22 protein-coding genes and 1 pseudogene are annotated in these 24,768 nt (G+C 69.0%); 9 read left to right on the top strand and 14 right to left on the bottom strand.

The window, feature by feature from the left end; genetic code table 11:
- Window positions 1-28: 28 nt before the first annotated feature.
- The gene (locus tag ACZ5BU_RS19290; protein ID WP_465700618.1) at window positions 29-331 is read right to left on the bottom strand and encodes a hypothetical protein; all 303 of its coding nucleotides are present in this window, start codon (window positions 329-331) and stop codon (window positions 29-31) included.
- Between the two features lie 31 nt (window positions 332-362).
- Here ACZ5BU_RS19290 and ACZ5BU_RS19285 point away from each other — a divergent pair, with 31 nt between their 5' ends.
- Window positions 363-725: a hypothetical protein gene (locus ACZ5BU_RS19285; RefSeq protein WP_465700616.1), complete on the top strand. Its 363-nt coding sequence runs from the start codon at window positions 363-365 to the stop codon at window positions 723-725.
- Window positions 689-1,288 (top strand): annotated as a pseudogene (locus tag ACZ5BU_RS19280) (cupin domain-containing protein); the annotation flags it as partial. The gene ACZ5BU_RS19285 and the pseudogene ACZ5BU_RS19280, both read left to right, overlap by 37 nt.
- Before the next feature lie 96 nt (window positions 1,289-1,384).
- Here ACZ5BU_RS19280 and ACZ5BU_RS19275 read toward each other — a convergent pair.
- Window positions 1,385-2,539 carry a neutral zinc metallopeptidase gene (locus tag ACZ5BU_RS19275; protein ID WP_465700615.1) on the bottom strand — a complete coding sequence of 385 codons (1,155 nt, stop codon included), beginning with the start codon at window positions 2,537-2,539 and terminating at the stop codon, window positions 1,385-1,387.
- Window positions 2,540-2,556: 17 nt separating this feature from the next.
- Between ACZ5BU_RS19275 and ACZ5BU_RS19270 the strand changes: the two genes are divergently transcribed.
- The gene (locus ACZ5BU_RS19270) at window positions 2,557-4,266 is read left to right on the top strand and encodes a DUF2207 domain-containing protein (protein WP_465700613.1); all 1,710 of its coding nucleotides are present in this window, start codon (window positions 2,557-2,559) and stop codon (window positions 4,264-4,266) included.
- 56 nt (window positions 4,267-4,322) lie between these two features.
- On the opposite strand, the gene ACZ5BU_RS19265 is transcribed toward ACZ5BU_RS19270, so the two are convergent.
- Together ACZ5BU_RS19265 and ACZ5BU_RS19260 are read right to left on the bottom strand one after the other, a co-directional pair.
- Window positions 4,323-5,327: a neutral zinc metallopeptidase gene (locus tag ACZ5BU_RS19265; RefSeq protein WP_465700612.1), complete on the bottom strand. Its 1,005-nt coding sequence runs from the start codon at window positions 5,325-5,327 to the stop codon at window positions 4,323-4,325.
- Between the two features lie 1,140 nt (window positions 5,328-6,467).
- Window positions 6,468-7,766: a neutral zinc metallopeptidase gene (locus tag ACZ5BU_RS19260; protein ID WP_465700610.1), complete on the bottom strand. Its 1,299-nt coding sequence runs from the start codon at window positions 7,764-7,766 to the stop codon at window positions 6,468-6,470.
- A gap of 131 nt (window positions 7,767-7,897) precedes the next feature.
- On the opposite strand from ACZ5BU_RS19260, the gene ACZ5BU_RS19255 reads away from it, so the two are divergent.
- A complete protein-coding gene (locus ACZ5BU_RS19255) occupies window positions 7,898-9,583 on the top strand; it encodes a DUF2207 domain-containing protein (RefSeq protein WP_465700608.1) in 1,686 nt (561 codons plus the stop codon).
- A gap of 51 nt (window positions 9,584-9,634) precedes the next feature.
- Here ACZ5BU_RS19255 and ACZ5BU_RS19250 read toward each other — a convergent pair whose 3' ends face one another.
- The 4 genes from ACZ5BU_RS19250 to ACZ5BU_RS19235 form a co-directional block, all read right to left on the bottom strand.
- Complete coding sequence (locus ACZ5BU_RS19250) at window positions 9,635-10,927, bottom strand: peptidase C39 family protein (protein ID WP_465700607.1); 1,293 nt, start codon at window positions 10,925-10,927, stop codon at window positions 9,635-9,637.
- Window positions 10,928-10,989: 62 nt separating this feature from the next.
- Complete coding sequence (locus ACZ5BU_RS19245; protein ID WP_465700605.1) at window positions 10,990-11,547, bottom strand: GNAT family N-acetyltransferase; 558 nt, start codon at window positions 11,545-11,547, stop codon at window positions 10,990-10,992.
- A 30-nt stretch (window positions 11,548-11,577) separates the two neighbouring features.
- Window positions 11,578-12,396, bottom strand: coding sequence for a lysozyme (locus ACZ5BU_RS19240; RefSeq protein ID WP_465700603.1), 819 nt, complete (start codon window positions 12,394-12,396; stop codon window positions 11,578-11,580).
- Between the two features lie 103 nt (window positions 12,397-12,499).
- Window positions 12,500-13,732 carry a neutral zinc metallopeptidase gene (locus tag ACZ5BU_RS19235; RefSeq protein WP_465700602.1) on the bottom strand — a complete coding sequence of 411 codons (1,233 nt, stop codon included), beginning with the start codon at window positions 13,730-13,732 and terminating at the stop codon, window positions 12,500-12,502.
- 74 nt (window positions 13,733-13,806) lie between these two features.
- Between ACZ5BU_RS19235 and cysS the strand changes: the two genes are divergently transcribed.
- The 3 genes from cysS to ACZ5BU_RS19220 are packed head-to-tail and all read left to right on the top strand — an operon-like array spanning window position 13,807 to window position 16,390.
- On the top strand, window positions 13,807-15,237 hold the full coding sequence (gene cysS, locus ACZ5BU_RS19230) for a cysteine--tRNA ligase (protein ID WP_465700600.1): 1,431 nt from the start codon (window positions 13,807-13,809) through the stop codon (window positions 15,235-15,237).
- Window position 15,238: 1 nt separating this feature from the next.
- On the top strand, window positions 15,239-16,201 hold the full coding sequence (gene rlmB, locus ACZ5BU_RS19225; RefSeq protein WP_465700599.1) for a 23S rRNA (guanosine(2251)-2'-O)-methyltransferase RlmB: 963 nt from the start codon (window positions 15,239-15,241) through the stop codon (window positions 16,199-16,201).
- Window positions 16,202-16,228: 27 nt separating this feature from the next.
- On the top strand, window positions 16,229-16,390 hold the full coding sequence (locus ACZ5BU_RS19220; RefSeq protein WP_465700597.1) for a hypothetical protein: 162 nt from the start codon (window positions 16,229-16,231) through the stop codon (window positions 16,388-16,390).
- A gap of 134 nt (window positions 16,391-16,524) precedes the next feature.
- Here the strand turns inward: ACZ5BU_RS19220 and ACZ5BU_RS19215 are convergent, their stop codons facing one another.
- The 3 genes from ACZ5BU_RS19215 to ACZ5BU_RS19205 all read right to left on the bottom strand — a co-directional run bounded on the left by ACZ5BU_RS19215 (window position 16,525) and on the right by ACZ5BU_RS19205 (window position 19,099).
- Complete coding sequence (locus ACZ5BU_RS19215) at window positions 16,525-17,409, bottom strand: S1 family peptidase (protein WP_465700595.1); 885 nt, start codon at window positions 17,407-17,409, stop codon at window positions 16,525-16,527.
- Window positions 17,410-17,534: 125 nt separating this feature from the next.
- Window positions 17,535-18,413, bottom strand: coding sequence for a S1 family peptidase (locus ACZ5BU_RS19210; RefSeq protein ID WP_465700593.1), 879 nt, complete (start codon window positions 18,411-18,413; stop codon window positions 17,535-17,537).
- 101 nt (window positions 18,414-18,514) lie between these two features.
- Window positions 18,515-19,099, bottom strand: coding sequence for a TetR/AcrR family transcriptional regulator (locus ACZ5BU_RS19205; protein WP_465700591.1), 585 nt, complete (start codon window positions 19,097-19,099; stop codon window positions 18,515-18,517).
- Between the two features lie 86 nt (window positions 19,100-19,185).
- Between ACZ5BU_RS19205 and ACZ5BU_RS19200 the strand changes: the two genes are divergently transcribed.
- Together ACZ5BU_RS19200 and ACZ5BU_RS19195 are read left to right on the top strand one after the other, a co-directional pair.
- The gene (locus ACZ5BU_RS19200) at window positions 19,186-20,337 is read left to right on the top strand and encodes an acyl-CoA dehydrogenase family protein (RefSeq protein WP_465700590.1); all 1,152 of its coding nucleotides are present in this window, start codon (window positions 19,186-19,188) and stop codon (window positions 20,335-20,337) included.
- A complete protein-coding gene (locus ACZ5BU_RS19195) occupies window positions 20,334-21,101 on the top strand; it encodes an SDR family NAD(P)-dependent oxidoreductase (RefSeq protein ID WP_465700588.1) in 768 nt (255 codons plus the stop codon). The genes ACZ5BU_RS19200 and ACZ5BU_RS19195 overlap by 4 nt, the downstream gene beginning before the upstream one ends.
- Window positions 21,102-21,114: 13 nt before the next feature.
- On the opposite strand, the gene ACZ5BU_RS19190 is transcribed toward ACZ5BU_RS19195, so the two are convergent.
- From ACZ5BU_RS19190 to ACZ5BU_RS19180, 3 genes are read right to left on the bottom strand one after another with little or no spacing between them, the layout of a single operon-like run.
- On the bottom strand, window positions 21,115-22,341 hold the full coding sequence (locus tag ACZ5BU_RS19190) for a glycoside hydrolase family 27 protein (protein WP_465700587.1): 1,227 nt from the start codon (window positions 22,339-22,341) through the stop codon (window positions 21,115-21,117).
- Window positions 22,335-23,480 (bottom strand): galactonate dehydratase, encoded by a 1,146-nt coding sequence (gene dgoD / locus ACZ5BU_RS19185; protein WP_465700585.1) that lies wholly within the window; start codon window positions 23,478-23,480, stop codon window positions 22,335-22,337. The genes ACZ5BU_RS19190 and dgoD overlap by 7 nt, the downstream gene beginning before the upstream one ends.
- The gene (locus ACZ5BU_RS19180; protein WP_465700583.1) at window positions 23,477-24,721 is read right to left on the bottom strand and encodes an ROK family protein; all 1,245 of its coding nucleotides are present in this window, start codon (window positions 24,719-24,721) and stop codon (window positions 23,477-23,479) included. Before ACZ5BU_RS19180 ends, dgoD begins: the two co-directional genes overlap by 4 nt.
- Between the last annotated feature and the right edge of the window lie 47 nt (window positions 24,722-24,768).

Here is a 24,768-nt window from a genome sequence, read left to right as displayed (position 1 = left end):
ACCCGAAGCAAACACGTGGGGACGTCCATCAACCCCACTGTGCGTTGCGGACAAAGGCCTTGAAGGACCGGGCGGGTCGGTCGAGCGCTTGTTGTACGTCGGTGGTGGGTTCACCGCCGAGCGCTCCGAGAATGGCGGCGAGCAGCTCCGCTCCGGACCGCGGAACACCTTGGGCGACTTGCTGTTCGACGTACGCCGCCGGGTCGATCGCGACGTACTCGACGGGTCGGCCCGCGTCGCTGATGTGTTTCGCCGCTTCGGTGAAGGTGATGGCTTCGGGGCCGGTTCTGCGCGAACCAGTTGGGGTGCAGGATCGTCCACTCTTCCGCATTGCGCACTGCCTGCTCGGCCGTGTGCAGCGGGTGATTCGGGTCGGATGCACGAGAGGCCGACAGCAGGACGAGACGCCGTACGCCGGCTGCGAGCGCGGTCCCGGCGAACCGCGCGAGGCGTCCGCCGGGGCGGATGGTCGGCTCCATCAGGTACGCCGCGGTGATGCCGCCGAGGTCCCAGGTGGCCGGGTCGTCGAGGTCGAGGTGTACGTCGGCGCCGGTGCGGGCCGCCGTACGGACGTCGTGGCCCGCGGTGCGGAGGCGGTCGGCGATGCGGCGACCGGTGGTGCCGGTGCCGCCGAGGATCAGGTACTTGTGCATGACGTCCAGCCAACAGCCGACGGCTCGGACGATACATGGTTGCTCGTCGCCGATGTCTTTGTGATCGTCTGAGTGTGCACGTTCTGAGCGACTTGCTGCAGCGGGCACAGGCGACGGATGCGCTGGTCCGGCAGATCATCGCGCGCGGGCCGTGGTCGGTGACGTACGCCGACGCACCGTCGCTGTCGGTCGTCGCGACGCTCGGCGGTAGTGCCTGCCTGCGGCTGGACGACGGCGTACCGCGGACGCTCGCGGCCGGGGACATCGCGCTGATCGCCGGCGTCGGCAGCTACACGATCGCGGACGATCCGGAGACCCCGGCGTACTACGTGATCCGTGACGGGCGGAAGCACACCGTGGCCGGTGATCCGGTCGAGTGGCGGGAGTACCTGGCGCCACGGACGTACGGCGACGGTCTGCCGGGCGCGACCACGATGGTCAGAGGCGCGTACGACCTACGTGGTGGCGTGGGCGACCGGCTGTTGGCACTGCTACCTCCGTTGGCTGTCGTGTCTGCTACACCTCGGACCCGTCCGGCCTTGGACCTCCTCACTGCTGAGGTGGCCCGCGAAGAGCCGGGGCAGGACGCCGTACTTCGCAGGCTCCTCGACTTCGTGCTGGTGCTCGCATTGCGCGCCTGGTGCGCCGGGCCCGAGGCCCTCCCGTCCTCAGCGTCGCCTTCAAGCGCGCCTACAACCATCCACCCACCGCCTGGCGCGACAGGTAGCGGGTCACTTCACCAGGTCGGCCGGTACCGCGAAGGTGTCGCACGCCTTGTTCTCGCCGACGTTGAAGCCGTTCTGGATCCAGAACCCCTGACTGGTCGCCAGACCGTGCGTCCGCTCGTCCTCCGGCGTGTCCGGCGACTCACCGAAGCTGTTGCTGGACTGTTCCTTGAACTCGTCCAGCCGATTGGTCAACGGGTACGACTTCGCGACCGCCCGGCTGAACACCCCGCCGAAACAGGAGGCCTGCAGTTCGTTCCGCCGCGAGCTCTCCAGCTTCTGGTCCGGGTGGTCCTGCAGGTAGACGGCCCGCGCGTAGAAGAGCCCGGTCACGCCCTGGACGTGGTGGCCGTACTCGTGCGCGATCGTCATCAGGTACGCCAGGTCCTCCTTCGGCCCGAACGCACGGTCCATCTGCTTCACGTCGACGTACATGATCTGGTTGCCGTAGCAGTAGAACGCGAGGACCCTGCCGGACAGCGGCTCGAAGTTGCCGCAGGCCGTCTGTACGGGCTTGTCGAACACGACCAGGCCCGGGTCCGGCTTGTCCTGGCCGAGTTGGTGGAAGATCGGGCGCCAGGCGTCGTTCAGACACTTGAAGAGGCGCTGGTAGTACACCTTCTGCGCGGCCAGACCTCCGGAGCCCAGGTCGGCCGCCGGGCAGTTCTGCTCGGGCAGAGGGCCGGTGTGGTAGACCTCCGCGTTCAGCAGGTAGTCCTCAGCGGTGCCCTTCTGCGGGTTGGTCGTCGGAGACGGCACGATCGACGGACCGGTCACCTTGGGCTCTTCAGGGCCGTTGGCGGTGGCCGTGCCACCACTTGTCCACAGCACGACCGCCATGATCGCGGCTGCGATACCGATGAACACGAGCAGCGAGAAACCGAGCAGAACCAGCCGGAACGAGCTGTTGCGCCGAGGCGGTGGCTGGAAGCCGTTGAAGTGGCCAGGGCCGCCGTACTGTTGCCACTGCTGGCGTTGACCCTGTTGTGACGGCCACTGCGCTGCCTGCGGTGGTGGCAGGACACCAGGCGGCGGGCCGAGCGGCCGAGGGCTTCGCGGGCCCTCCTGCTGACTCTGCTGCTGGCCACCGTAGCCGTACGGGCTGCTCACAGCTCTGGCCTCCACGTGGTTGTCGGTCGAGTTCGCTGCGCGAACCGGCACGAGACTACCCTCGACCCATGTCACCGAAGCGCCGCCTCCTTCCGGCTGCCCTCCTGATCTCCCTGACCGCCCCGGTCGCAGGCCTGTTCGTTGCCCTCGGCCCGGTGTCCGCGCAGGCGGCCGTCCGTGCGGACGACCAGATCACGGCGTACACGGCGGACGCGACCCTGAGCAAGGACGGCAAGCTGCAGGTCAAGGAGTCCGTCGACCTGACCCCCGGGGGTTCGACGTTCAGCCGGACGCTGGCCACCCGCGTCCGCTCCGACTCCGAGCGCGACCGGACGTACGACCTCACCGACGTGTCCGCGACGGTGAACGGCCAGCCTGCGCAGGGCTTCCAGAACCAGAGCGTCGACGACGGACGCAAGCTGACGCTGAACGTCTCCGGGCCGTCCAAGATCGTCTACAGCTACACCGTGGACAACGTGGTCTCCGACTCGGTCGACGGTCGCGAGGTGAGCTGGCCGGTCCTGCAGGGCTTCGGCGTGGCGATCCCCCAGGCGAAGCTGAACATCAGCGTCCCGTTCGCCACCTGGGTGACCTGCTTCGCCGGCCGTAGCGGCTCGAGCATGCCGTGTACGACGTCGCAGCTGGGGGAGTCAGCCGAGCTGGAGATCCAGCAGAACGGCGTACCGGCCGCCGGCCGGGTGACGTTCCTGACCGGGCTCAGCGACCAGGCCAACGTCCAGCCCAACGCGAAGTACTCGACCCGCTGGTCGCTCGGCCGGGCCTTCACCGCGGACTCCACCACCGTCGGACTGGCCGTCCTCGTGTTCGGGATCGGGCTGCTCGGCTCGGCCGGCCTGTGGTTCTTCCGCGGGCGGGACGCGGCGAAGGTCGGCGACGGTGCGCCGGAGCGACCGGTGCTGGACGGCAACGACGGTCCGCAGTTCGCTGCGCCGGACGGTATCCGCCCCGGCCAGGTCGGCACCGTGGTGGACGAGTCGGCCGACGTCGTCGACATCACCGCGACCCTGCTGGACCTTGCCGTACGCAACTATCTGACGATCGTCGAGCAGCCGCGCGACTCGCACTTCGGCAAGCTGGACTGGGAGCTGCGGCGGCTGCACCCGGGCGGCCCGGAGCTGCTCGCCTACGAGAAGGCGCTGCTGGACGCGGTGTTCGCGGACGGCGACACGGTCCTCGTCTCCGCCCTCGGCCCCTCGCTGCGGCCGCGGCTCAACCTCGTCCGCGAGCAGCTGTACGCCGATGTCGTAACGCAGGGCTGGTTCAACAACCGCCCCGACGCGGTCCGGAACCGGTGGACGACGGCGGGTGTGGTCCTGCTCGGTGCGGGCGTCGTACTGACGATCGTGCTGGCCGTCGTCAGCAAGTTCGCACTGGTGGGCTTCGCGGTGATGGCTGCCGGTCTGGTACTCGCGCTTGTCGGTCAAGCGGCTCCGGCCCGTACTGCGCGCGGCGCCGCCGTACTGGGACGCGTGGCCGGTCTGCAGCACTACCTGGCCAACGAGTCGTCGGCCGATCTGCCCGAGAGCCACCGGCTCGAGTTCGCGTCCCGATGCCTGCCGTACGCGGCTGTTCTTGGGCTGACCGAGAAGTGGGCGCTGGAGATCGCCGCCACCGATGACGACGACGACCCGGACGCGGGCATCGGCTGGTACTCCGGCCCGGAGAACTGGCACCTGTCCGACATCGGTGAGTCGCTCAGCAACTTCGTGACGTCCTTCGGCGGCTCGCTCACCACGGCCCGCCGCCTGTTCGGCTGACGGGCAAACAAGAAGCCCAGCCCATCCACAGCGGATGGGCCGGGCTTCTTCTTGTTTCAGTTGATCCGTACGTCGGCTGCGGTGAAGGTGTTGCAGGAGTCGGGCTTCTTGTTGTTGAAGCCGGTGACCGACCACTGGTAGTTGCTCACCCGGTTGCCGTGGTCGTGCACCCGCGGACGCGCGTAGTCGTCGCCCATGTGCGCGATCAGTACCTTCCAGGTCGCCAGCAGCGGGCCGCTCATCGGGATGAACGCCGCGTTGGCGCCCAGGTACACCGCGCCGAGACAGGTCGCCTGCAGCTCGCGCCGGCGGCTCTCGGCCAGCTGCTGGTTCGGCGACATCGACTTCTGCCTGGTCAGCGACGAGGCGAGGATCCCGCTGAGCTTCTGGATGTGGTGGCCGTACTCGTGCGCGAACGTGTTCAGCATGATCGCCCGCGCGTACACCGGGTTCCGCGTGTAGGCCTGGTTGTCGACCGTGAACGGCAGGTAGATCGTCTCGTTCGCCGGGCAGTACGCCGCGCGGACACTGCGCTGCATGCCGCACGGGGAGGAGAACTTGCCGACGTAGACGACCGCCTTCGGGTTGCGGAACGGCAGGTTCGCCTTCTTCATCGCCAGCCACCAGGTGCGGTTCAGGCAGGGGAGGAGACGGTTGTAGTACTGCTGTGCGGCCGGGACGGTGACCGGCGCGAACGGCGGCTCGGCACACTTCGACGCTGCTACCGCGCCGATCGTGTACAGGCGGCTGCCCTTCACGACCTCGTCCACCGTCGGGCCGCGCGGGGCCGCCGGGGTCGAGGAGGACGACGGGGTCCCGGACGGTGCCGGGGACTCCGAGGCCGGTGCGGTCGGGGTCTGCTTCGCCTCCGCGTCACCACCGCCGATGCTGCGCACGATGAGCGTGATGCCGGTGCCGAGGACGAGGACGGCGAGCGCGACCAGGCCGATGAGCAGCGGGCGGGTCAGCTTCTTCTTCTTGCGGCGACGGCCGCCCGGAGGCTGTGGGATCGGGATCGGCGGGTACTGCCAGGTCGGCGCCTGGTGGACGGGCTGTCCCATCGGGCCGACCTGGCCCGAGCTGTTCTGCGGTGCCGAGTGGCGTCCGGCTGGCTGCTGTCCTTGGTTCTGGCCGGGCAGAGCATTACTCCACGGCGAGGCCGGCTGCTGCTGGCCACCTTGAGGACCCCACAGATAGGACCCCTCCGAGTGCGGCCCGGTCTGCGGCCGGGGACCTTGCTGCTGCGGCGGCGAAGCCTGCCAAGCACTCGACTCCGACTGCCCGCCGGTCTGTAGGGGCCAGGACTGATTCCCCCAACCCTGCTGCCCACCCCCCGACGAACCACCAGGCGCCTGCGGCCCACGCGCAGGAGAACCGCTCCCGCCGGACGAGCCCGCCTGCGGTCCAGCTGCGGGAGAGCTGCTCCCGCGGGACGAGCCCGCCTGCGGTCCAGGTGCTTGCGGTTGACGGGCCTGCGGCCCGGGTGCCGGTGCACCGCCTGCGCCACCCGGCTGCCACCCGCTCGGCTGTCCTGGCGCCGACTGCCACGAGCCCGGTCGGCTACCAGCCGACGGTGCTGGGCCTGCCTGCGGCTGTCCCTGGGGACCTGGCTGACCTGCGCTCGGCTGTGCCGAGCCCCAGGCGCGAGGCGCGCCTGCGCCCGACTGCCCGGAGCTGGGCGCGTGCTGCCCTGGCCCTGAGCGGCCTGGGCCTGGCTGGTTCGGGCCTGTGGGTTGTTCGGGTTGGTCGGGTTGGTCGGGGTGTTCCCGGCGGGTGGGGTCCCAGCCGCCGTCGAACCAGTTGTTGGCGGGGGCGTCGGACTGCGCCGGGTTCTGGAACTCACGCTTGGCCCCGGTGTCGCCGGTCCACCAGCTGGCGGACTGTCCGTCCGCGGGACCCGGCCGGCCGTCACCCGGCCCCTGCGGCCCCGCCTCGTTGTCCCGGGATCCGAACCAGCCGGTACTGGGCTCCTTGGGGCGGTCCGGCTGCGGGTCAGCCGGGTCGCCCGCGGGGGGCTGGTTCCTGTTGTCCGACATCGATGCTCCTCACGACCTTGCTGGGTGTAGCTCTGCAGCGCGTTGGTGGGGTGCCTTCAGCCGCTTCCCCCCTGCCAAATCTTGCCGAGTCATACTCTGCGCGATCCGGACCCACCAGGCTAGCTACTCCGGCCGGTCGATTCGCAGGAGACCGGGTGTGACCTTCTACTGGACCTTCGCCGGCGACGCCACCCAGGTGTTGCACACCCGCGGGTTACGCGCGTTGTAACCCCGAAGAGCCCAGTACTGGTGGTTGCCGGGGTCGCCGTGGTCGTTGTTCAGGTCGGTGACGTGACCGATCAGCCACCGCCACTGGTACTGCGCCTGTCCGGTCACGGGGTAGCTGTTGCGGTTCGACCCGATGAAGATGTCCGAGAAGCACGACGCCTGCAGCTCGAGCCGCCGGCTGTCCTGCAGCTCCATCTCGTAGTTCGGCCGCTCGTACCGGATCCGCGCGTACGCCTGCAGGATCCCCATGTTGTTCTGCACGTGGTGCCCGTACTCGTGGGCGATCTGGTGCAGCATCCACATCCGCGCCCAGATCTTCTGGTAGTCCTGCGGGTACCGGTTGTAGTTCCCCATGTCCTCGGTGAGGTTCATGTAGATCGTGTCGTTGGGGCCGCACATGAACGGCGGGCCGGAGTCCTCGTGCGTACCGCACGGTGACGACACCGACCCGCTGAACACGACCAGATGCGGCGCCCGGAACCGTCCGCCGGCCCTCGTCACGATCGGGGCCCATGCCCTGTTCAGACAGGCCAACAGGTTCCTGTAGTTGGCCTTCGCCCCGGCCACAGTGCTCTGCCGTGCCGAGGACTCCCTGCAGTGCACCGACGACATCACACCGGCCTTGTACAGGGCGTTCCGGGCCACCAGGTCGGTGTCACTGGGCCCGGGATTCGTCGTCGGCCTACTGGTCGTGGTCGACCGGCTGGCCGTCGGCTGCGGCGGCCGGGTGGTCGTGGTGGTCGGCTGCGTGGTGGGCACGTTCCGGGTCGACGGCGCTTCGGTGGGCTCGGTGGGCTCGGTGGGCTCAGTCGGCTCGGTCGGGCTGTACGACGACGTGGTGGTCGGCTCGGAGTACGACGCGTCGTGTCCCTTCAACGCCGACGACACTGCCTTGAGCGCAATGACCCCGACCACAAGAACGGACACCAGCACGAGTACGGCGATCAGCGGCCCGCGGCCCTTCTTCTTGGGCGGCCTGCCACCGGGCTGCGGGCCCCAGCCGAACTGCGGCTGCCCCTGCAACGGTTGGCCCTGGAACGGCTGCCCCTGGAACGGTTGCCCGGGCAATGGTTGCCCAGGGAAACCAGGCGGACCCTGGAACGGAGGCCCCTGCCGCGGCGGCCCCTGGTACGGGCCTTGCGGTGCGCCGTACCCCGGCCCCTGCTGCCACGGCTGAGGTGGCGGCTGCGGCGGGTACTGCTGACCGGGCGGTGGTCCCCATTGGTTGCCTGACACGCCCGAGACGCTACCGGAGCGCGGGCTCAACTTTCGGCAGTGGTCCGGTGCCCCGGTTGGTTGCCTGACACCCGCCAGACGCTAGGGTGCCCGGTGTCAACCTGACCCTCTTTCTACGGTGTGATTGGGCGATGCGTCTACGTCTCCTCGGGCTCTCCCTGTGTGCCCTCGGCCTGCTCGGCCTGTCCGCGGTCCCCGCGGGTGCGGCCGGAAGCGGTGCGACCGCCGATCCGGTGGTCACGAACTACGACAGTCAGGTCCGGGTGGAACGCGACGGCCTGCTCCGGGTCGCGGAGACCTGGAAGCTGAGCAACGTGAACGGGACCTTCACCCGGTTCATCGTCACCCGGGACCACCTGCCGGACGACATCGACCACGTGCAGCAGATCGGTGACCTGCAGGTCAAGGCCGGCGGCCAGGACAAGAAGGTCGACGTCAAGACCGACGGCGACGTCACGTCGATCGCCGTACCGGACGTCACGAGCAGCACGACGGAGCTCGACTTCACGTACACCGTGAAGGGCGCGGTCTCGAAGACCCTGGACGGCACCGAGGTGCAGTTCGCGCCATTGACCGGGATCAGCCTCCCGATCCAGAACGTGAACACGGTCTTCAGCGTCCCGGACGTCTCGCACGTGGCGTGCTTCGCCGGCCCGGTGAACAGCAACGTCCCGTGTTCGCTGGCGCAGATCGGCGAGACGGCCGGCCCGACGTTCCAGCAGAGCCAGCTGCCGCCGGGCAACACGATCCGGATGATCGTCGGCTTCCCGAAGGACCAGATCGCGGCGAACTCGATCGTCGAGTACCGGCACACCTTCAAGCGGGCGTTCTCCACCGACACGGCGCAACTGCTCACCGCGCTGCTGGTGCTGCTGCTCGGCGCGATCGCGCTCGGCGTGCTGTACCGGGTGCGCGGCCGCGACCAGGTCGACCCGCGCCGGGTCGTCCCGGCGTCGCTGTTCAGCCTCGGCACCGACGCGCGGATCGACTTCACGCCGCCGTCGGACCTGCGTCCGGGCGAGGTCGGCACGCTGATCGACGAGCGGATCGACCCGGTGGACGTGACCGCGACCATCATCGACCTGGCCGTCCGCGGCCACCTCACGATCACCGAGCTGGACCACAGCACGGAGTTCGCGCGGCCCGACTGGGAGCTGCGCCGGGTCAAAGGCGCCCCGTCGGAGGAACTCCAGCGGTACGAGAACGTGCTCATCCGGGCGATCTTCGGCGACGCCGACTCGATGCTGGTCTCCGAGCTCGGCAAGCAGGTCCGTGCGAACCTCGTCCAGGTCCAGGACGCGCTCTACGACGGTGTCGTGAAGCGCGGCTGGTTCACCGAGCGCCCGGACCGGACCCGCTCGCTGTGGGCGACGATCGGTATCGCCACCACCGTGGTCGGCGTGATCGCGACCGTCCTGCTGGCGCTGTTCTCGACCTGGGGTCTGCTCGGCGTCGCGATCACCCTGGTCGGTGTCGGCCTGCTCGTGGTCGGCCGCTACATGCCGGCCAAGTCCCCGGCCGCCGGCCGCGTACTCGGCCAGGTCGCGGCGATCCGCGGCGAGCTGCTGGAGATGGACGTCAGCGAGCTGCCGACCGACCAGCACGCCGAGCTCTGCTCCCGTGCCCTGCCGTACGCCGTCGTGCTCGGCGGCTCGGAGCGCTGGATCGACGCACTGGTCGCCACCGACACCACGCCGGACCAGGCCGACGAGGGCTTCCCCTGGTACCGCGGCCCGAGCGGCTGGCACCTGCAGTACCTGCCGGACTCGCTCCGCAACCTCACCACGAACCTGACGGGTGCGCTGTTCGCCCGCTGAGGTCATGAGCACAGAGCCCGCCACGCCGCCCGGCGCGGCGGGCTCTGCCGTTTACCAGTTGTGCTGCGGGTCGGAAGGCGCCGGAAGCGCTGTACCCGCCGGGTGGATCACGTAGACCAGCCCACCCGAGTGCGGAACCCATGCGTTCTCGAACGCGGTCCGGTCGTACGTCGTCCGCACCTGGTCGTTGCTGGCGATCAGGTGCGACGCCGGGTCGTTCACGACCACGTTGCCGTTCTGGTCGAACCCGACGATCACCATCAGGTGCCCGTTCGTCCCGTACCCGGCGCCGGGCAGGTCGCCCTTCTTGAACGACAGCGACGCCACCAGCGGGATCCCGGCCTTGATGAACTGCTCCGCCTCGGTCAGCGACCGCAGCCTCGTCACGAAGGCGTCGACCCCACGCGAGCCGGCGTACGCTGTGTTGAACGGCCAGTTGCCCGCGCCGTCGTACGAGTAGTCGAACACCGACCGCGCCGAGTGGTCGACCTGCGGATCGGTGTACGACGGATCGACCCAGGCGGTCTCGGCGGCGGTCGGCCCGGCGCCCCAGTAGTCCAGCACCATCGCGGTCGACGTCGCGGAGCACCACGCCTCACCGCCGCCGTCCCACTGCGGGTACTGCCCGATGTGCGTCTCCTGCGAGTAGGTCGGTACGTCGAGGACCAGGCCCTCCGCGCCGCCGAGGGGGCTCGCGGCAACCTTCTTGTCGGACGGCAGCTGGGAGGCCATCGCCCCGACGGAGCGGACCGTCGGCGCCTGTGTCGTCCCACTGAGCCGGTACAGCGTGACCTTGAGCCGCCACTGGTCCAGCCAGTGGCCGGTCGCGGCCTGGAAGGTGTCGACGGCAACGGATCCGTTCGCGTCGCCCTGGCTCGGTACGGACGTGCGGTGGATGTCGCCGGCGGTGGTGTCGTCACCGCCGGACCAGCGGCCCATCACGTACCACTTGGTCGTCGTACCGGTGTCCGTGACGCCGGCCATCGAGACCTCGACCCAGGTGCCGGGCGGGGTGGTCGCGTTCCAGGACGCGACCAGCTCGGTCAGACCGAACCCGGTGCTGACCTGCGGCGAGACCCAGCTCGTCTGGTCGTAGGACTTCGCGGTGCCGTCGCCGAACGGGTCGACGTACGACGTGGTGCCGGTCGAGGTGCCGAACGTGAGCGTGCCGTCGGCGACGGTGGTGCCGAACTGCTGGCCGGCCAGGAAGTCCTCGGTCGACGTCCAGGTCCGGTAGGCGATCTGTCGCGCCGAGGCGACCTTGACGGCTTCGCTCGGCAGGCTGCCGGCGCTGAGCACGACCACCCCGAGCATCAGGGCGGTGACGGAACGGGCGGAGGTCATACCTTCGACGTTAACCCCGACGGCAGTCGCTGTCACGATGTCGGCGCGGCGCCGGAAGAAACTTACGAACGCTTGTTCCATTCGTCGAAGAGCATGGCGAACACCAGCTCGTCGGTCCACTCACCCTTCAGGTACTCGTTCTTCACGAAGTGCGCCTCCTGGCGCAGCCCGAGGCGGTTCAGCAGCTTCACCGATCCGTCGTTGCGGGCGTCCAGCCGGGCGATGATCCGGTGCAGGCCGAGCTCCTCGAAACCCAGGCGCAGCAACTCGACCGCGGCCTCGGCGGCGTACCCGTGACCGTGCGACTCCGGGTGGAACACGTACCCGAGCTCGCCGGTGCGCTGCTCGGTGTTGTTCATGAACAGCGTGACCTCGCCGAGGTGCTGACCGGTGTCCCGCAGGATGACGGCGACGGTGAGCGCTTGACCGTCGGAGTCCATCGGGACATCGGCCAGCCGGCCGGTGAGGGCTTCCCGGACCTGCTCGGGCGTCCGTACGTCGTACAGCAGAAAACGTGTGACGTCCGGGTTCGACTGCAGCTTGAGCAGGTCGTCGTAGTCGTTCTCGACGTAGCGTCGAAGGATGAGGCGGTCGGTCTCGATCGGCAGTGCGTAGGTCACCGATCGAGACTATTCGACCGCCGCAACCCTTTACCCGTTGGCCAGTGCCTGCAGCCGGCTGTAGTCGCCGTTGAAGTGGCTCTGGTCGAGCGGCGACGACGTGTACTGCCAGAAGGTGTAGAACGGCCAGCCGCCCGGCAGTGTGCCCACCGTCGAGGAGTAGCGCGCGACCCACAGCGGGTTGGTCGAGTTGAACGCGGTGGTGTTACCGGTGCAGGTGCTCCACCAGTCGTAGTTGGTGTAGATCACCGCGTCGCGTCCCGTCCGGGACTTGTAGGTGTTGAGGAAGTCCCGGATCCAGCTCACCATCGAGGACTGGCTTAGTCCGTAGCAGGTGGCGCCGTACGGGTTGTACTCGATGTCGAGCGCACCCGGCAGCGTCTTGCCGTCCCCGGACCACCCGCCACCGCTACTGGCGAAGTAGCCCGCCTGGGTGGCGCCGCTGGAGGTGTTCGGAGTGGCGAAGTGGTACGCGCCGCGGATCATGCCGACGTTGTACGAGCCGTTGTACTGCTGGGCGAAGTACGGGTTCTTGTACGACGTACCCTCGGTCGCCTTCACGTACGCGAATCGCTTGCCTTGACCCCACCAGTACGACCAGTCGACGTTGCCCTGGTAGCTGGCGACGTCGATGCCTTCGACAACCGCTGTCGTGCTCATCGGCGACGCTGCGGTGCTGGTGGTGGTCTTGTTCTGCGTCCAGCCCATGTAGGCCTCGCCGGCCTTGGTGATGCCGTGCTGGCGGGCCAGTGGGGTGGGTTGGGGGGCGGTGCTTGCTTGGGCGGAGCCGACAGAGGCCAAGAGTAGGCCAAGCGTCACGGCGGCACCCGTGAAAAGGGCGGACTTCACGGTTCTCCTCCAGAGCGAGATGAGGGGCGGACAAAGCGCTCGGAGGAGTTGTTACCCAGGTTGGGAGGAAATCAACCCTTTACACCGCGCGTTCGGTGATCATTTACCGAACGTACGTCGGTGACGCCGTGAACGTGTTGCATGCGCGCGGGCTCCGGGTACTGAATCCGGCGTTCGCCCAGAGCGGGAGGATCACCCGGCTGCCGTGGTCGCGCTGGGTGCCGTACTCGTCGCCCTCGTGCGAGTGCAGGTACTCGAGCTGCTTCTTGAACGCACCGGAGATGCCGTAACTGCCCTTGTTCGACCCCATGAACACGTTGCCGAAGCAGGTCGCCTGGATCTCCAGCCGGCGGCTCATCTCCAGCGACTTGTCCCCGGTGTACTGGTACGCGAGGTTTTCCTCGGCCGCGAGGATCCCGACCATGTTCTGCACGTGGTGCCCGAACTCGTGCGCCACGGTGTCGGTCATCTCGGCCCGCATCCACGCCATCGCGTAGCTGTCGTTGCGGTACTGCTGGTACAGCTTCACGTCATCGCCGGCATCCATGTAGATGGTGTGGTTCGAGCCGCAGTAGAACGAGCTCGGCGCATTGCCGCTGCACGGGGTCGACACGGTCCCCGAGAACGCCACCAGCTTCGGCGCGACGAATCGGCCGCCGGACATCGTGACCTGCTTCGGCCAGGCCCTGACCAGACAGGTGACCAGATTCGCGTAGTACTTGCGGGCGGTCGCCACGGTACTCGGGCGGGCGCCGGACTCGCGGCAGCCGACCGGCGCCATCACGCCGGACTTGTAGATCTTGTTCTTGGCAGCCATGTCGATGTCCGACGGCTCCGCCGGGGTGGTCCGGGTCGCGCTCGGCTGGGTCGTCGTCGTGGTGGTCCTGGCCGGCTGCGTCGGCCGGGTGGTGGCCGGGGCGGACGTCGTCGCAGGGTCGGTCGGCTGCTCCGTCGGCTGCTCCGTCGGCTGCTCGGTGGGCTGCTCGGTCGGGTTCTCGGTCGCCGTGGGCTGCGGTTGGGTGTATGTGTCGTCGCTGTTGTGCTTCAGGACCGCGCTCACCAGGAACAGGCCGACCGCCCCGAAGACCAGCACGATCGGTACGACGATGAAGACAGCCTTGCTGCGCTTCTTCTTGGGCGGAGGCGGCGGGTAGCCGTTGCCCCCGAAGCCGAAGCCCGGGCCTTGCGGTGGTCCCCAGTTCGGCTGGCCGTACTGCGAGGGGCCGTCGAACTGCTGCGGCGGCGGGCCGGGGTACTGCTGCGGGTATTGCTGTGGGTACTGCTGCGGCGGCGGATACTGCCCTGGCGGCGATCCGTACGGCCCTTGGTTCGACAACTGACCTGTCCTCCTGAGTGAGTGCTGTGGATATCTTGTCAAGGACCGGTGCCACTTCCCGTTACCCTTGACCGGTGACACTTCGCTTGTACGACACCGCAACGGCAGCAGTGAGAGATTTCGCACCGGTCCACCCGGGCAAGGTCGGGATCTACCACTGTGGGCTGACGGTGCAGGGTGCCCCGCATGTCGGGCACATCTACAAGGAAGTGGTCTTCGACGTCCTGCGCCGCTGGCTGGAGCGTTCCGGGTTCGAGGTCACCGTGATCGCGAACGTGACCGACATCGAGGACAAGATCCTCGCCAAGTCGGCCGAGCGCGGCATCCCGTGGTGGGCGCACGCGTACGAGTTCGAGCGCGAGCTGCACTGGGCGTACGACGTGCTCGGCTGCCGCCCGCCGACGTACGAGCCGCGAGCCACCGGGCACATCCCGGAGATGCTCGAGATGATCGAGCAGCTGATCGACCGTGGCCACGCGTACGTCGCGCCCGACGGGTCCGGCGACGTCTACTTCGACGTCCGCTCCTGGCCGGAGTACGGCGCGCTGTCGCACCAGAAGATCGACGACATGGAGGCCGCTGAGGACGCGGACCCGCGCGGCAAGCGCGACCCGCGGGACTTCGCGCTCTGGAAGGGGTACGTCGAGGGCACGCCGCGGACGGCCTCCTGGCCGACCCCGTGGGGCCGCGGCCGCCCCGGCTGGCACCTGGAGTGCTCCGCGATGGCCGGGAAGTACCTGGGTACCGAGTTCGACATCCACGGCGGCGGGCTGGACCTGCGCTTCCCGCACCACGAGAACGAGCTGGCCCAGTCGACCGCGGTCGGGCAGAAGTTCGCGCGGTTCTGGATGCACAACGCGCTCGTCACCACGGCCGGCGAGAAGATGTCGAAGTCGATGGGCAACAGCGCCGTCGTGCGGAACGTGGTCGAGCGGGTCCGCCCGATCGAGCTGCGCTACTACCTCGTGCAGTCGCACTACCGGTCGGTGGTGGAGTTCTCGTTCGAGGCGCTCGAGGAGGCGGCGAAGAGCTTCCAGCGGCTGGAAGGCTTCGTCGACCGGGCGACCGAGGTCACCGGCGGGGCCGCGCCGGCCGCCGAGCTGCCGTCGGAGTTCGTCGCCGCGATGGACGACGACCTGGGTACGCCGGCCGCGGTCGCGGTGCTGCACAACACCGTCCGGGACGGGAACAAGCTGGTCGCGGACGGCGACTCCGAGGCGCTGCGGGAGGCGCTTGCCGCGGTGCGCGGGATGCTCGGCGTGCTCGGGCTGGACCCGCTCGCCGAGCCGTGGGTGTCGCGGACCGGTGGCAGCGACGAGCTGACCGAGGTTGTCGACGGTCTGGTGAAGGCCCTGCTCGAGCAGCGTCAGGCCGCTCGTGAGCGGAAGGACTACGCCGCCGCCGACGCGGTGCGCGACCGGCTGAAGGCCCTCGGCGTCATCATCGAAGACACTCCCCAGGGGCCGCGATGGTCCCTCGCATCTACATCTACAGAAGGAAACTGACGTGCCAGGCAGCAGCCAGCGCAAGGGAGCCATCCGGAAGAAGCCGCGGGGCAACCCGACGGCCGGTTCCGGTGGCCGGGTCCGCCGCGGACTCGAGGGCAAGGGCCCGACGCCGAAGGCGGTCGACCGGGTCAAGCACCCCGCGCACAAGCGGGCGAAGGCGGCCGAGCGCGCCAAGGAACGCGAGCAGCGGGGCCGGCGACCGGCGCGCAAGGACGCCGACTCGACGGTCGAGTGGGTGTACGGGCGGAACCCGGTCGTCGAGGCGCTCCGGGCCGGCGTACCGGCATCCGCGCTGCATGTTGCCGAGGGCACCGAGCGGGACGCCCGGCTGCGGGAGGCCCTGCTGGTCGCGGTCGAGACCGGCGTCTCGGTGCTCGAGGTACCGCGTACCGAGCTGGACCGGGTCACCGCGGGCGGCGCGCACCAGGGCGTCGCGCTGCAGATCCCGCCGTACGAGTACGCGCACCCCGACGACCTGCTGCAGCGGGCGTACGACGCGGGCGAGGTGCCGCTGATCGTCGCGCTCGACGGCGTCACCGATCCGCGGAACCTGGGCGCGATCACCCGGTCGGCGGCCGCGTTCGGCGCGCACGGTGTCGTCGTACCGGACCGTCGTACGGCGTCGATGTCGGCGTCGGCGTGGAAGACGTCGGCGGGCGCCGCGGCCCGGATCCCGGTCGCCCGGGCCGGCAACCTCAACCGTGCCCTCAAGTCCTACAAGGACGCCGGCCTGCTGGTCATCGGCCTGGACATGGACGGCGCGGTCGATCTCCCCGACTTCGAGGCCGCCACGGAGCCGATCGTCCTGGTCATCGGCTCCGAAGGCAAAGGACTGGCCCGCCTGGTCCGCGAGAACTGCGACCTGATCGTCTCCATCCCCATGACCAGCGCCACCGAATCCCTCAACGCCGGCATAGCCGCCGGCGTCACCTTGTACGAAATCTCCCGCCGCCGCGGCTGACGTACGACCCGGGTCGGGAGGCTCGTGATGGCTGAGGACAAGCGGTTCCTGCAGCGGTTGGTGTACAAGGGCGAGGCGACGCCTCATGCCCAGCACGGAATGCCGGACCCCGTGCCCGGGCTCGCCAACGCGGTCGACAGCCTCTCCGACCTCCTCATCCAGGACCGAGACAACGAACGACGCAGCTGACCCGCGGCCCACCCTGGCGGCAGGAGCAAACAGGCATGGCGTTCTGGGCGGTGGAGATCGCCTGGGACGAACCGGAGTGTGGGGCCGGGAGAAGCTCCCGGCCCCACACTCGTTCTACGACTTCTACCCGACTGTCAGTAGACGCTGACGCCGTAGCGGGAGAGGGCTTCGGTGACGGGTTGGAAGTAGGTGGTGCCGCCGGAGGAGCAGTTGCCGGAGCCGCCGGAGGTGAGGCCGAGGGCCACGGAGCCGGCGAACAGGGCGCCGCCGGAGTCGCCGCCTTCGGCGCAGACGGTGGTCTTGATCAGGCCGGTGACGGTGCCTTCGGCGTAGTTGACGGTCGCGTTGACTGCCGTGACGGTGCCGCTGTGTACGCCGGTCGTGCTGCCGCTGCGCTTGACCGACTGGCCAACCGTCGCGTTGCCGGCGGACGTGATGTCCTGCGAGGAGCCGTTGTACAAGTCAACGGTTCCGGGGTGGTTCGTGTACGACGAGCTGTACTGCACGATCGCATAGTCGTTGCCGGGGAAGCTCGACCCGTAGGTCGTCCCGAGCAGCGTGGTCTTGCTGGAGTTCGAGTACCAGCTCGACGCGATGTTCCCGCAGTGCCCTGCGGTCAGGAAGTAGTACGTGCTGCCGCTGCGGACGTTGAAGCCGAGCGAGCAGCGGTACTGCCCGCCGTAGATGGCGTCGCCGCCGGCGATGTACTTCGTCAGCTTGCCGGACATCTTCTCGAGCTTGATCCGGTCGCCGAACTGCTTGGTCACGCGGGTCAGCTGCGCGAACTTCGCGCCGGTGACGGTGCTGTCGTACGAGACGATGATCCGGCCGTTCGGATCGGTCTCCCACGCCGTACCCGGAATCGTCGCGTTCTCACTCAGCGTGGACGTGATCGCAGCGGCGGACAGGGTGGACGGGTTGACCGGTGCGGCCGAGGCCTGGGTCGCCAGAAGTCCGGCGGCGGCAAGCCCGGCCGCGGCCAGGAGTGCGGTGGTACGGCGGATTGGGGACAGGTGCATGGTTTCAGCCTCCTCACGATGAGGACGCCTTCGGGGCGGGGCGTCCTTGACTTCAACCGTGAGCAGTCCTACCCACAATGCCGCTGAGTATTCAGTCAATCTCGGAGCGTAGGGGAAACCCGCACTCAGTAGATGTAGACCCCGTACGCGTTCAGCGCCTGCACGATCGGCTGGAAGTACGTCACGCCACCTGACTTGCAGTCGCCGGAGCCACCGGACGTCAGACCGAACGCGTACTGCCGGTAGAACAGCGGGCCGCCCGAGTCGCCCGGCTCCGCGCACACGCTCGTCCGGATCAGGCCGACCACGCGACCGTCGCCGTAGTTCACCGTGGCGTTCAGCCCGGTCACCCGCCCACTGTGCAGACCGCTGGTCGAGCCGGAGCGGTACACGAGCTGGTTCAGGCCTGGGTTCCTCGCACGGGTGATGTCTTGCGAGTGGCCGTTGTACAGGTACACGCTGCCGCCCGGAGGCTTCGTCTTGATGTCCGTGCGATACACGACGAGTGCGTAGTCGTGGTACGGGTACGTGGCGTTCCACACCGCGCCGGTGTAGATCGCGTGGTTCTGGTCCTGGTACCAGCGGGCCGCGTCGACGCCGCAGTGACCGGCGGTGAGGAAGTAGTACTTCCCGCGGCGCTGCACGTTGAAGCCGACGGAGCACTTGTAGTCGCCGCCATACGTCGCCATCCCGCCGCTGATGTACTTCTGCAGCTTGCCGGGCAGCTTCTCCATCTGCACGTTGCTGCCGAGCTGTTTGGTCAGGCCGGTCAGCTTGGTCAGCTTCGTACCGGTGACGGTCGAGTCGTACGAGACGACGACGGTGCCGTCCGGCTTGGTCATCCACGCCGTACCTGGCGTGTGGATCTGGTCGTTCAGCGTTTCGGTGATCGCCTTCGCGGACAGTCGCGGTGGCTTCACCGGATCCGCCCCGGCAGGCACGGCGGCGCCGAGGGCGAGCGCGGCGGCCGCCACCACGACCGCGGTTCGTCTCAGAGGTTTCATGGTCATCAGCCTTCCGGGGGCGTACGGCTCTGATGCACGAGTTGGCAGCAAGAGGACGATGACCCACCCTAAGGGGCCCGCTGGTTCAGTCAGGCCTTGGTTCAGTCGAGCCGGAGGGAGTGCAGGACGAACGACGCGAGTTCGCGGTAGGCCTCGGCGTCGTTGAGGCCGGTACGCCGGGCAATGTCTCCGCGCTGGATCGCCTGCATGGTGTGCGCGATCATCTCGGCCGCGAACGCGATGTCGACCGGCCGGAAGGTCTTGTGGTTGATGCCGTCCTCGATCAGCTGCCGGACCCGTTCGGCCGCGATCCGGGTGTTCCGCTCGTACACCGACCGGGCCGGCGCGAACGTCGCCACGTCGTCGAGGAACGTCCGGCTGGCCGGCCGGAGCGCGTCCGCGACCGCGCCGAGGTACGCCGCGATCCGCCGGTCGTGCCGGGTCTGCCGGACGACCGCGGACTCCACCTGCGCGGTGGCGTTCTTGAAGTAGTGCTTGACCACTTCGACGGCGAGCTGCTCCTTGCTCGGCGCCAGCGCGTACAGGGTCGTCTTGCTGCAGCGCAGCTCGGCGGCCAGGTCGTCCAGGGTGAACCGGCTGAACCCCTGCTCGAGGAACAGGGACAGGAGCCGGTCGAGCAGCTCGGACTGCCGGCGGGTACGTCGCCCCGGAACGACTGTTGTCATATCGAGACAGCATAGAACGATACTGCGTTAGGTGCGTCAGTATCGTTCGGAGTATCATTTCGGCAGTTGCTGAGAGGGGGTTCCTGATGCCTGTCGACCGGCTCCTGCCAACCGACGAATCCGTAGATCTGCTCGCCCTGGTCCGCGAGCTGTGCGAACACGAGCTGGCGCCGCACGCCGCGCACGCCGAGGAGACCGAGACGTTCCCGCGGGCCGCGTTCCGCACGCTCGGCAAGGCCGGCCTGCTCGGCCTGCCCTACCCGGAGCAGTACGGCGGCGCCGAGCAGCCGTACGAGGTGTACCTGCAGATGCTCGAGGAGGCCGCGTCCGCGTGGATGTCGGTCGGTGTCGGCGTCTCGGTGCACACGATGACGTCGTACGGGCTGGCCACGTTCGGTGACGACGAGCAGAAGGCCCGCCTGCTGCCGGACATGATCGGCGGCGAACTGCTCGGCGCGTACGCGCTGTCCGAGCCGCAGGCCGGCTCCGACATCACCTCGATGACCACCCGCGCGGTCCGCGACGGCGACTCGTACGTGCTGAACGGTACGAAGGCGTGGATCAGCCACGGTCCGCACGCCGACTTCTTCACGACGTTCGCCCGTACGTCGGACGACCGCACGCACGGGATCTCCGCGTTCCACGTGCCGGCGGGCGTCGACGGCCTGAGTTTCGGTGCGCCGGAGCGGAAGATGGGTCTCACCGGGTCGACGACCACGCTCGTCAACTACGACGACGTACGGATCCCGTCCGCGAACCGGATCGGCGCCGAGGGCGACGGGATGCGGATCGCGCTGTCCGCGCTCGACTCCGGGCGGCTGGGGATCGCGGCCTGCGCGGTCGGCCTGGCGCAGGCGGCCCTCGACCTCGCGACCTCGTACGCGAAGGAACGGCAGCAGTTCGGGCAGTCGATCGCGGAGTTCCAGGGCGTGCAGTTCCTGCTCGCCGACATGGCCGCCGCGGTCGAGTCCGGCCGGGCGACGTACCTGCACGCTGCGCGCCGGCGTGACCTGGGCCGTACGTTCACCCGGGAGGCGGCGATCGCGAAGCTGGTGTGTACGGACGCCGCGATGAAGGTCACCACCGACGCGGTGCAGGTCCTCGGTGGGTACGGTTACACCCGGGAATTCCCGGCCGAGCGGTACATGCGCGAGGCCAAGGTGACCCAGATCTTCGAAGGTACGAACCAGATCCAGCGTCTGGTCATCAGCCGCGACTTGCTCAGGAGCGCTTCATGAAGTTCAGCCCGTCCGATGTCGCTCTCGTCACCGGTGGTGGTTCGGGGCTCGGAGAGGCGACCGTACGGCGGTTGGCGGCGGACGGGCTCGGGGTGGTGATCGTCGACCTGCCGTCGTCGGCGGGCAAGGCGATCGCCGAGGAGCTCGGCGACCGGGTGGTGTTCGCGCCGGCCGACGTCACCGACGAGGCCGCGGTGACCGCCGCCCTGGACGCGGCTTCGGAGCTCGGCACGCTCCGGGTTGCGGTGAACTGCGCCGGTGTCGCGACCCCCGGGCGGGTCGTCGGCCGGAAGGGCCCGTTGCCGCTGGCAACCTTCCGGCAGGTGATCGAGATCAACCTGATCGGTACCTTCAACGTGCTGCGGCTCGCCGCCGAGCGGATGATCGCGTCGGAACCGTCGGAGGACGGCGATCGTGGGGTCGTGGTGATGACCGCGTCGATCGCGGCGTACGACGGCCAGGTCGGGCAGGCGGCGTACGCGTCGAGCAAGGGCGGCATCGTCGCGCTGACGCTGACCGCCGCGCGCGACCTTGCCGACAAGGGCATCCGGGTGCTGACGATCGCACCGGGCACGATGGAGACGCCGATGCTCGCGGGCCTGCCGGAGGAGACTCGCGCGGTCCTCGAGCAGCAGGTCCCGCATCCTTCCCGGCTGGGCAAGCCGTCGGAGTACGCCGCCCTGGTCCGGCACATCCTCGACAACCAGCTCCTGAACGGCGAGGTCATCCGTCTCGATGGCGCCCTTCGGATGCCACCCCGCTGACGCGTGATCCTGCTCAGCTGAACTTGAGCCAGCGCACGCCGTGCGCCGGGACGGGTGCGCCGTCGGGCAGGTTCCACAGGTCCTGTGGAGAACCCTGTGCAGCAAGGGACTCCAGCGGTACGGACACCTCGCGAGGTGTGGCTCCGGTCCAGAAGATCGCCGCGTACGAACAGCCGTCGCCGCGCGCCGTCCAGACGATCAGCTCACCGTCGTCGAGCGGCTCGCGAATCACCTCACGACCGTCGTACGCGGTGTCGAGCAGCTCGGCCAGGGCCGGATTCTTCAACAGGGCAAGGGTTTCCGGCGAGGTCGTCGGCAGGTCGCCGCCCATCATCAGCGGCGAACGTCCCATCGCCCACAACGTGAGCAGGGTCTTCTGCTCGTCGAGCGTGAGCCGGCTGTCGCGGTCGTCGCCGCGTTCGGCACGGATGCCGATGTGACCGAGTGGCAGCATGTCCGCGTCCGCCCAGCCGCCGGCTTGCTGGAACGGTGCCCACCGCGCCAGCCGCGCGAACTGTGCGTGCACGTCTTCCCAGCGATCCCACAGATCGTCGGAGATCCGCCACATCTGGGCGTTCGCCCGGAGGTGGTCGAGGTGATGCGTGGACAGCTGTGTACCCGGCGACAACGACAGCACGATGTCCCGCCCGCTGCGCTCGATAGCCCGCGCATAGGCCGCGATCTCACGGTCGTGGTACGGCGCGAGCATGTCGTCGGCCTTGACGAAGTCCACACCCCACTCGGCGAACTGCGCCACCTGGGCGTCGTAGTACGCCTGGGCGCCGGGGTGGTCGTGGTTCAGCCCGAGGTTGTCCGGGTTCCACCTGCAGACGTGGTCCGGGTCCGCGACCTCGCGCGCCGTCCACTCGGTCCCGAACACGGGCAGGTCCAGCTCGACGGCCCGGCGCGGGATCCCGCGCATGATGTGCAGCCCGAACTTCAGCCCGAGCTCGTGCACCCGCGCGGCCAGTGGACCGAAGCCGGCGCCGTCGGCGGCCGAGGGGAACCGTGACGGCGCCGGCAGTTGACGGCCGTACGAGTCCAGGACGACCGGAGCGTTCTCGTTGTAGCCGTGCGATCGCGCGGTCGGGTCGTACCACGCGATGTCGACGACGACCGTGTCCCACCCGAACGGCAGCAGCTGGTCGTGCATGACCTGGGCGTTGGCCAGCACCTCGGCCTCGGTGACAGTGGTGCCGAAACAGTCCCAGCTGTTCCAGCCCATCGGCGGGTTCACCATTCGGCGAACGATCCGTCGTCGTGCCGCAGCACGGGTGATCGCCAGCGATGCGGCTCCGCGGCTGCGGCCCGTACGACGTCCTCGTTGATCTCGATGCCCAGCCCGGGTCCGGTCGGCCGCTGCACGTGTCCGTCGGCGAAGGCGAACACCCGCGGATCCACCAGGTAGTCGAGCAGCGCGTTGCCGCCGCCGTACTCGATGCCGAGGCTCTGTTCCTGGATCAGGAAGTTCGGGATCGCGAAGTCGATCTGCAGGCTGGCGGCCAAGGTGATCGGCCCGAGCGGGCAGTGCGGCGCGACGGTCACGTCGTACGTCTCGGCCAGCGCGGCGATCCGGCGCACCTCGGAGACACCGCCGGCGTGCGAGATGTCCGGCTGGGCGACGCCGATGCCGGTGGGCAGTACGTCGCGGAAGTCCCAGCGGGAGAACAGCCGCTCGCCGGTCGCGATCGGGATACTGGTCGACTCGGTGATCCGGCGCAGGTCGCGGGAGAACTCCGGGGTGACCGGCTCCTCGACGAACATCGGCAGCAGCGGCTCGAGCAACGGCAGGATCTGCCGGGTGGCCGCCGTGCTGAACCGGCCGTGGAAATCGAGGGCGATGTCGATCCCGTCGCCGAGCGCCTCGCGCAACACCTCGACCCGGCTGACCGCGGCCCGCAGCTGAGCGGCCGACGGGATCGGCCGCAGCGCCTCGGACAGGTTGAGCTTGACCGCGGTGAAACCACTGGCCACCTTGGCCTGCGCCTCGTCGACGAGCTGCGCGTTGTCGCGACCGTGCACCCAGGTGTAGACCCGCGCCTTGTCACGCACCGGCCCACCGAGCAGCTCGTGCACCGGAACGTCGTGGAACCGCCCCTTGATGTCCCACAGCGCCTGGTCGATCCCGGCCAGCGCACTCGACAGCACCGGACCACCACGGTAGAAGCCGCCCTTGGCCATCACCTGCCAGTGCTCCTCGATCCGCAACGGATCCTGGCCGATCAGATACTCCATCAGCGCCGTGACAGCTCCCTGCACAGCCTCGGCGCGTCCCTCGACGATCGGCTCACCCCACCCGCTGATCCCTTCATCGGTGTCGATCCGCAGGAACTGCCACCGCGGCGCCACCAGGAACGTTTCGTAACCGATGATCTTCACACGGCCTCACTCGGTTTGCGTTCGGGAGTCAGCAGGGCGGCGACGAGCTGGTCGGTCTGCCGCAGCACGAGTGCGGCGGCCCCGGAGGCGCCGGCGCGGGCGCCGAGGTCGAGCTCGGCGGCGACCACATCGGCGTCCCGGGTCAACGGCATCGCGGTCCGGCGGAGGGTGGCGCGGATCGGTTCGAGGATCAGATCGCCGGTGCGGGCGAGCTCGCCGCCGACGATGATCCGGGCCGGGTTGAGCAAGTTGCAGATGTTGGCCAGCACTCGACCGGTCAGCTCACCAGCCTCACGGAGCACACGTAAGGTCTCGGGCTGTCCGTCGGCTGCCGACGCGAGCAGCTCCTCGAGCCCGGCGTCCGCGCCGAGCACCGGCTCGAGCTTTGCCAGCACGGCCTGGAGCGACGCGTACTGCACCAGGCAGCCGCGGTTGCCGCACGGGCACGGTTCGCCGGACGAGTCGGCCGACAGGTGCCCGATCTCGCCGCCGCCACCGCGCGCGCCGCCCTGGTGAAGGTTGCCGTCGACAAGCAGTCCGGACCCGATCCCGGTCGACAGGCCGAGATACAGCACGTCCGCAATGTCCCGCCCGGCGCCCCAGGTGAACTCGGCGACCGCCTCCAGGCGGGTGTTGTTCTCCACCAGCACCGGTACGTCGAGGTGCCGGCCGAACTCGGCCGCGACGTCCACCCCGGCCCACGCCTGGCCCGGTAACGATGGGCCGACCACGCCGGTCTGCAGGTCGAGCGGACCGGGCACGCCGATCGCCACGCCGACCAGGTTGCCGCGAGCGAGACCCGCCTCGGTGAGCAGGTCGTCGAGCAGGGCGAGACCGGCCGTGAGCCGTTCCTGCCACGGGGTGTCCGCCGGTGTCTGGGTGCCCTCGCTGGCAATCGTCGCGCCGGACAGGTCGGTGACGTGGCACCAGACGCGCTCGAGGGTGAAGTCGAGCCCGGCCGCGGCGCCCGCGCCTGGGTTGGCCCGCAGGAACCCGCGGGCCCGGCCGTCGACCTCCGACGCGTCGATGCCGGCCCGGGCCGCCTGATCGCCGATCACCTCGATCACGACACCGCCCATGATCAGGTCGGCGGTGATCGTCGACACCGTCGTCCGCGAGACGCCGCAGATCCGTGCCAGCTCGGCCCGGTGCAGCGCGCCGTGCTCCATCAGCGCGGACAGCAACCGTTCGGAGTTGGTGCGCCGCAGCGCTCGCAGGGATCCGGTGTCCTTCGCAGTCACGACGTCGAGTATCCGTGATCTGGCACAGCGGAGTCAATTCAACTGAC

Source organism: Kribbella sp. NPDC031520 (genome assembly GCF_055580825.1).
Note: the sequence above shows the minus strand (reverse complement) of the source record. Positions and strands in the feature narration are given on the sequence as shown.

Bases quoted from the DNA above. Each gene is read 5' to 3' on its own strand.
- ACZ5BU_RS19290 (WP_465700618.1), bottom strand. From the start codon at position 331: ATGCGGAAGAGTGGACGATCCTGCACCCCAACTGGTTCGCGCAGAACC.
- ACZ5BU_RS19270 (WP_465700613.1), top strand. From the start codon at position 2,557: ATGTCACCGAAGCGCCGCCTCCTTCCGGCTGCCCTCCTGATCTCCCTG.
- ACZ5BU_RS19265 (WP_465700612.1), bottom strand. From the start codon at position 5,327: ATGGGACAGCCCGTCCACCAGGCGCCGACCTGGCAGTACCCGCCGATC.
- ACZ5BU_RS19255 (WP_465700608.1), top strand. From the start codon at position 7,898: ATGCGTCTACGTCTCCTCGGGCTCTCCCTGTGTGCCCTCGGCCTGCTC.
- ACZ5BU_RS19250 (WP_465700607.1), bottom strand. From the start codon at position 10,927: ATGACCTCCGCCCGTTCCGTCACCGCCCTGATGCTCGGGGTGGTCGTG.
- ACZ5BU_RS19220 (WP_465700597.1), top strand. From the start codon at position 16,229: ATGGCTGAGGACAAGCGGTTCCTGCAGCGGTTGGTGTACAAGGGCGAG.
- ACZ5BU_RS19215 (WP_465700595.1), bottom strand. From the start codon at position 17,409: ATGCACCTGTCCCCAATCCGCCGTACCACCGCACTCCTGGCCGCGGCC.
- ACZ5BU_RS19210 (WP_465700593.1), bottom strand. From the start codon at position 18,413: ATGAAACCTCTGAGACGAACCGCGGTCGTGGTGGCGGCCGCCGCGCTC.
- ACZ5BU_RS19205 (WP_465700591.1), bottom strand. From the start codon at position 19,099: ATGACAACAGTCGTTCCGGGGCGACGTACCCGCCGGCAGTCCGAGCTG.
- ACZ5BU_RS19200 (WP_465700590.1), top strand. From the start codon at position 19,186: ATGCCTGTCGACCGGCTCCTGCCAACCGACGAATCCGTAGATCTGCTC.
- ACZ5BU_RS19195 (WP_465700588.1), top strand. From the start codon at position 20,334: ATGAAGTTCAGCCCGTCCGATGTCGCTCTCGTCACCGGTGGTGGTTCG.
- ACZ5BU_RS19190 (WP_465700587.1), bottom strand. From the start codon at position 22,341: ATGGTGAACCCGCCGATGGGCTGGAACAGCTGGGACTGTTTCGGCACC.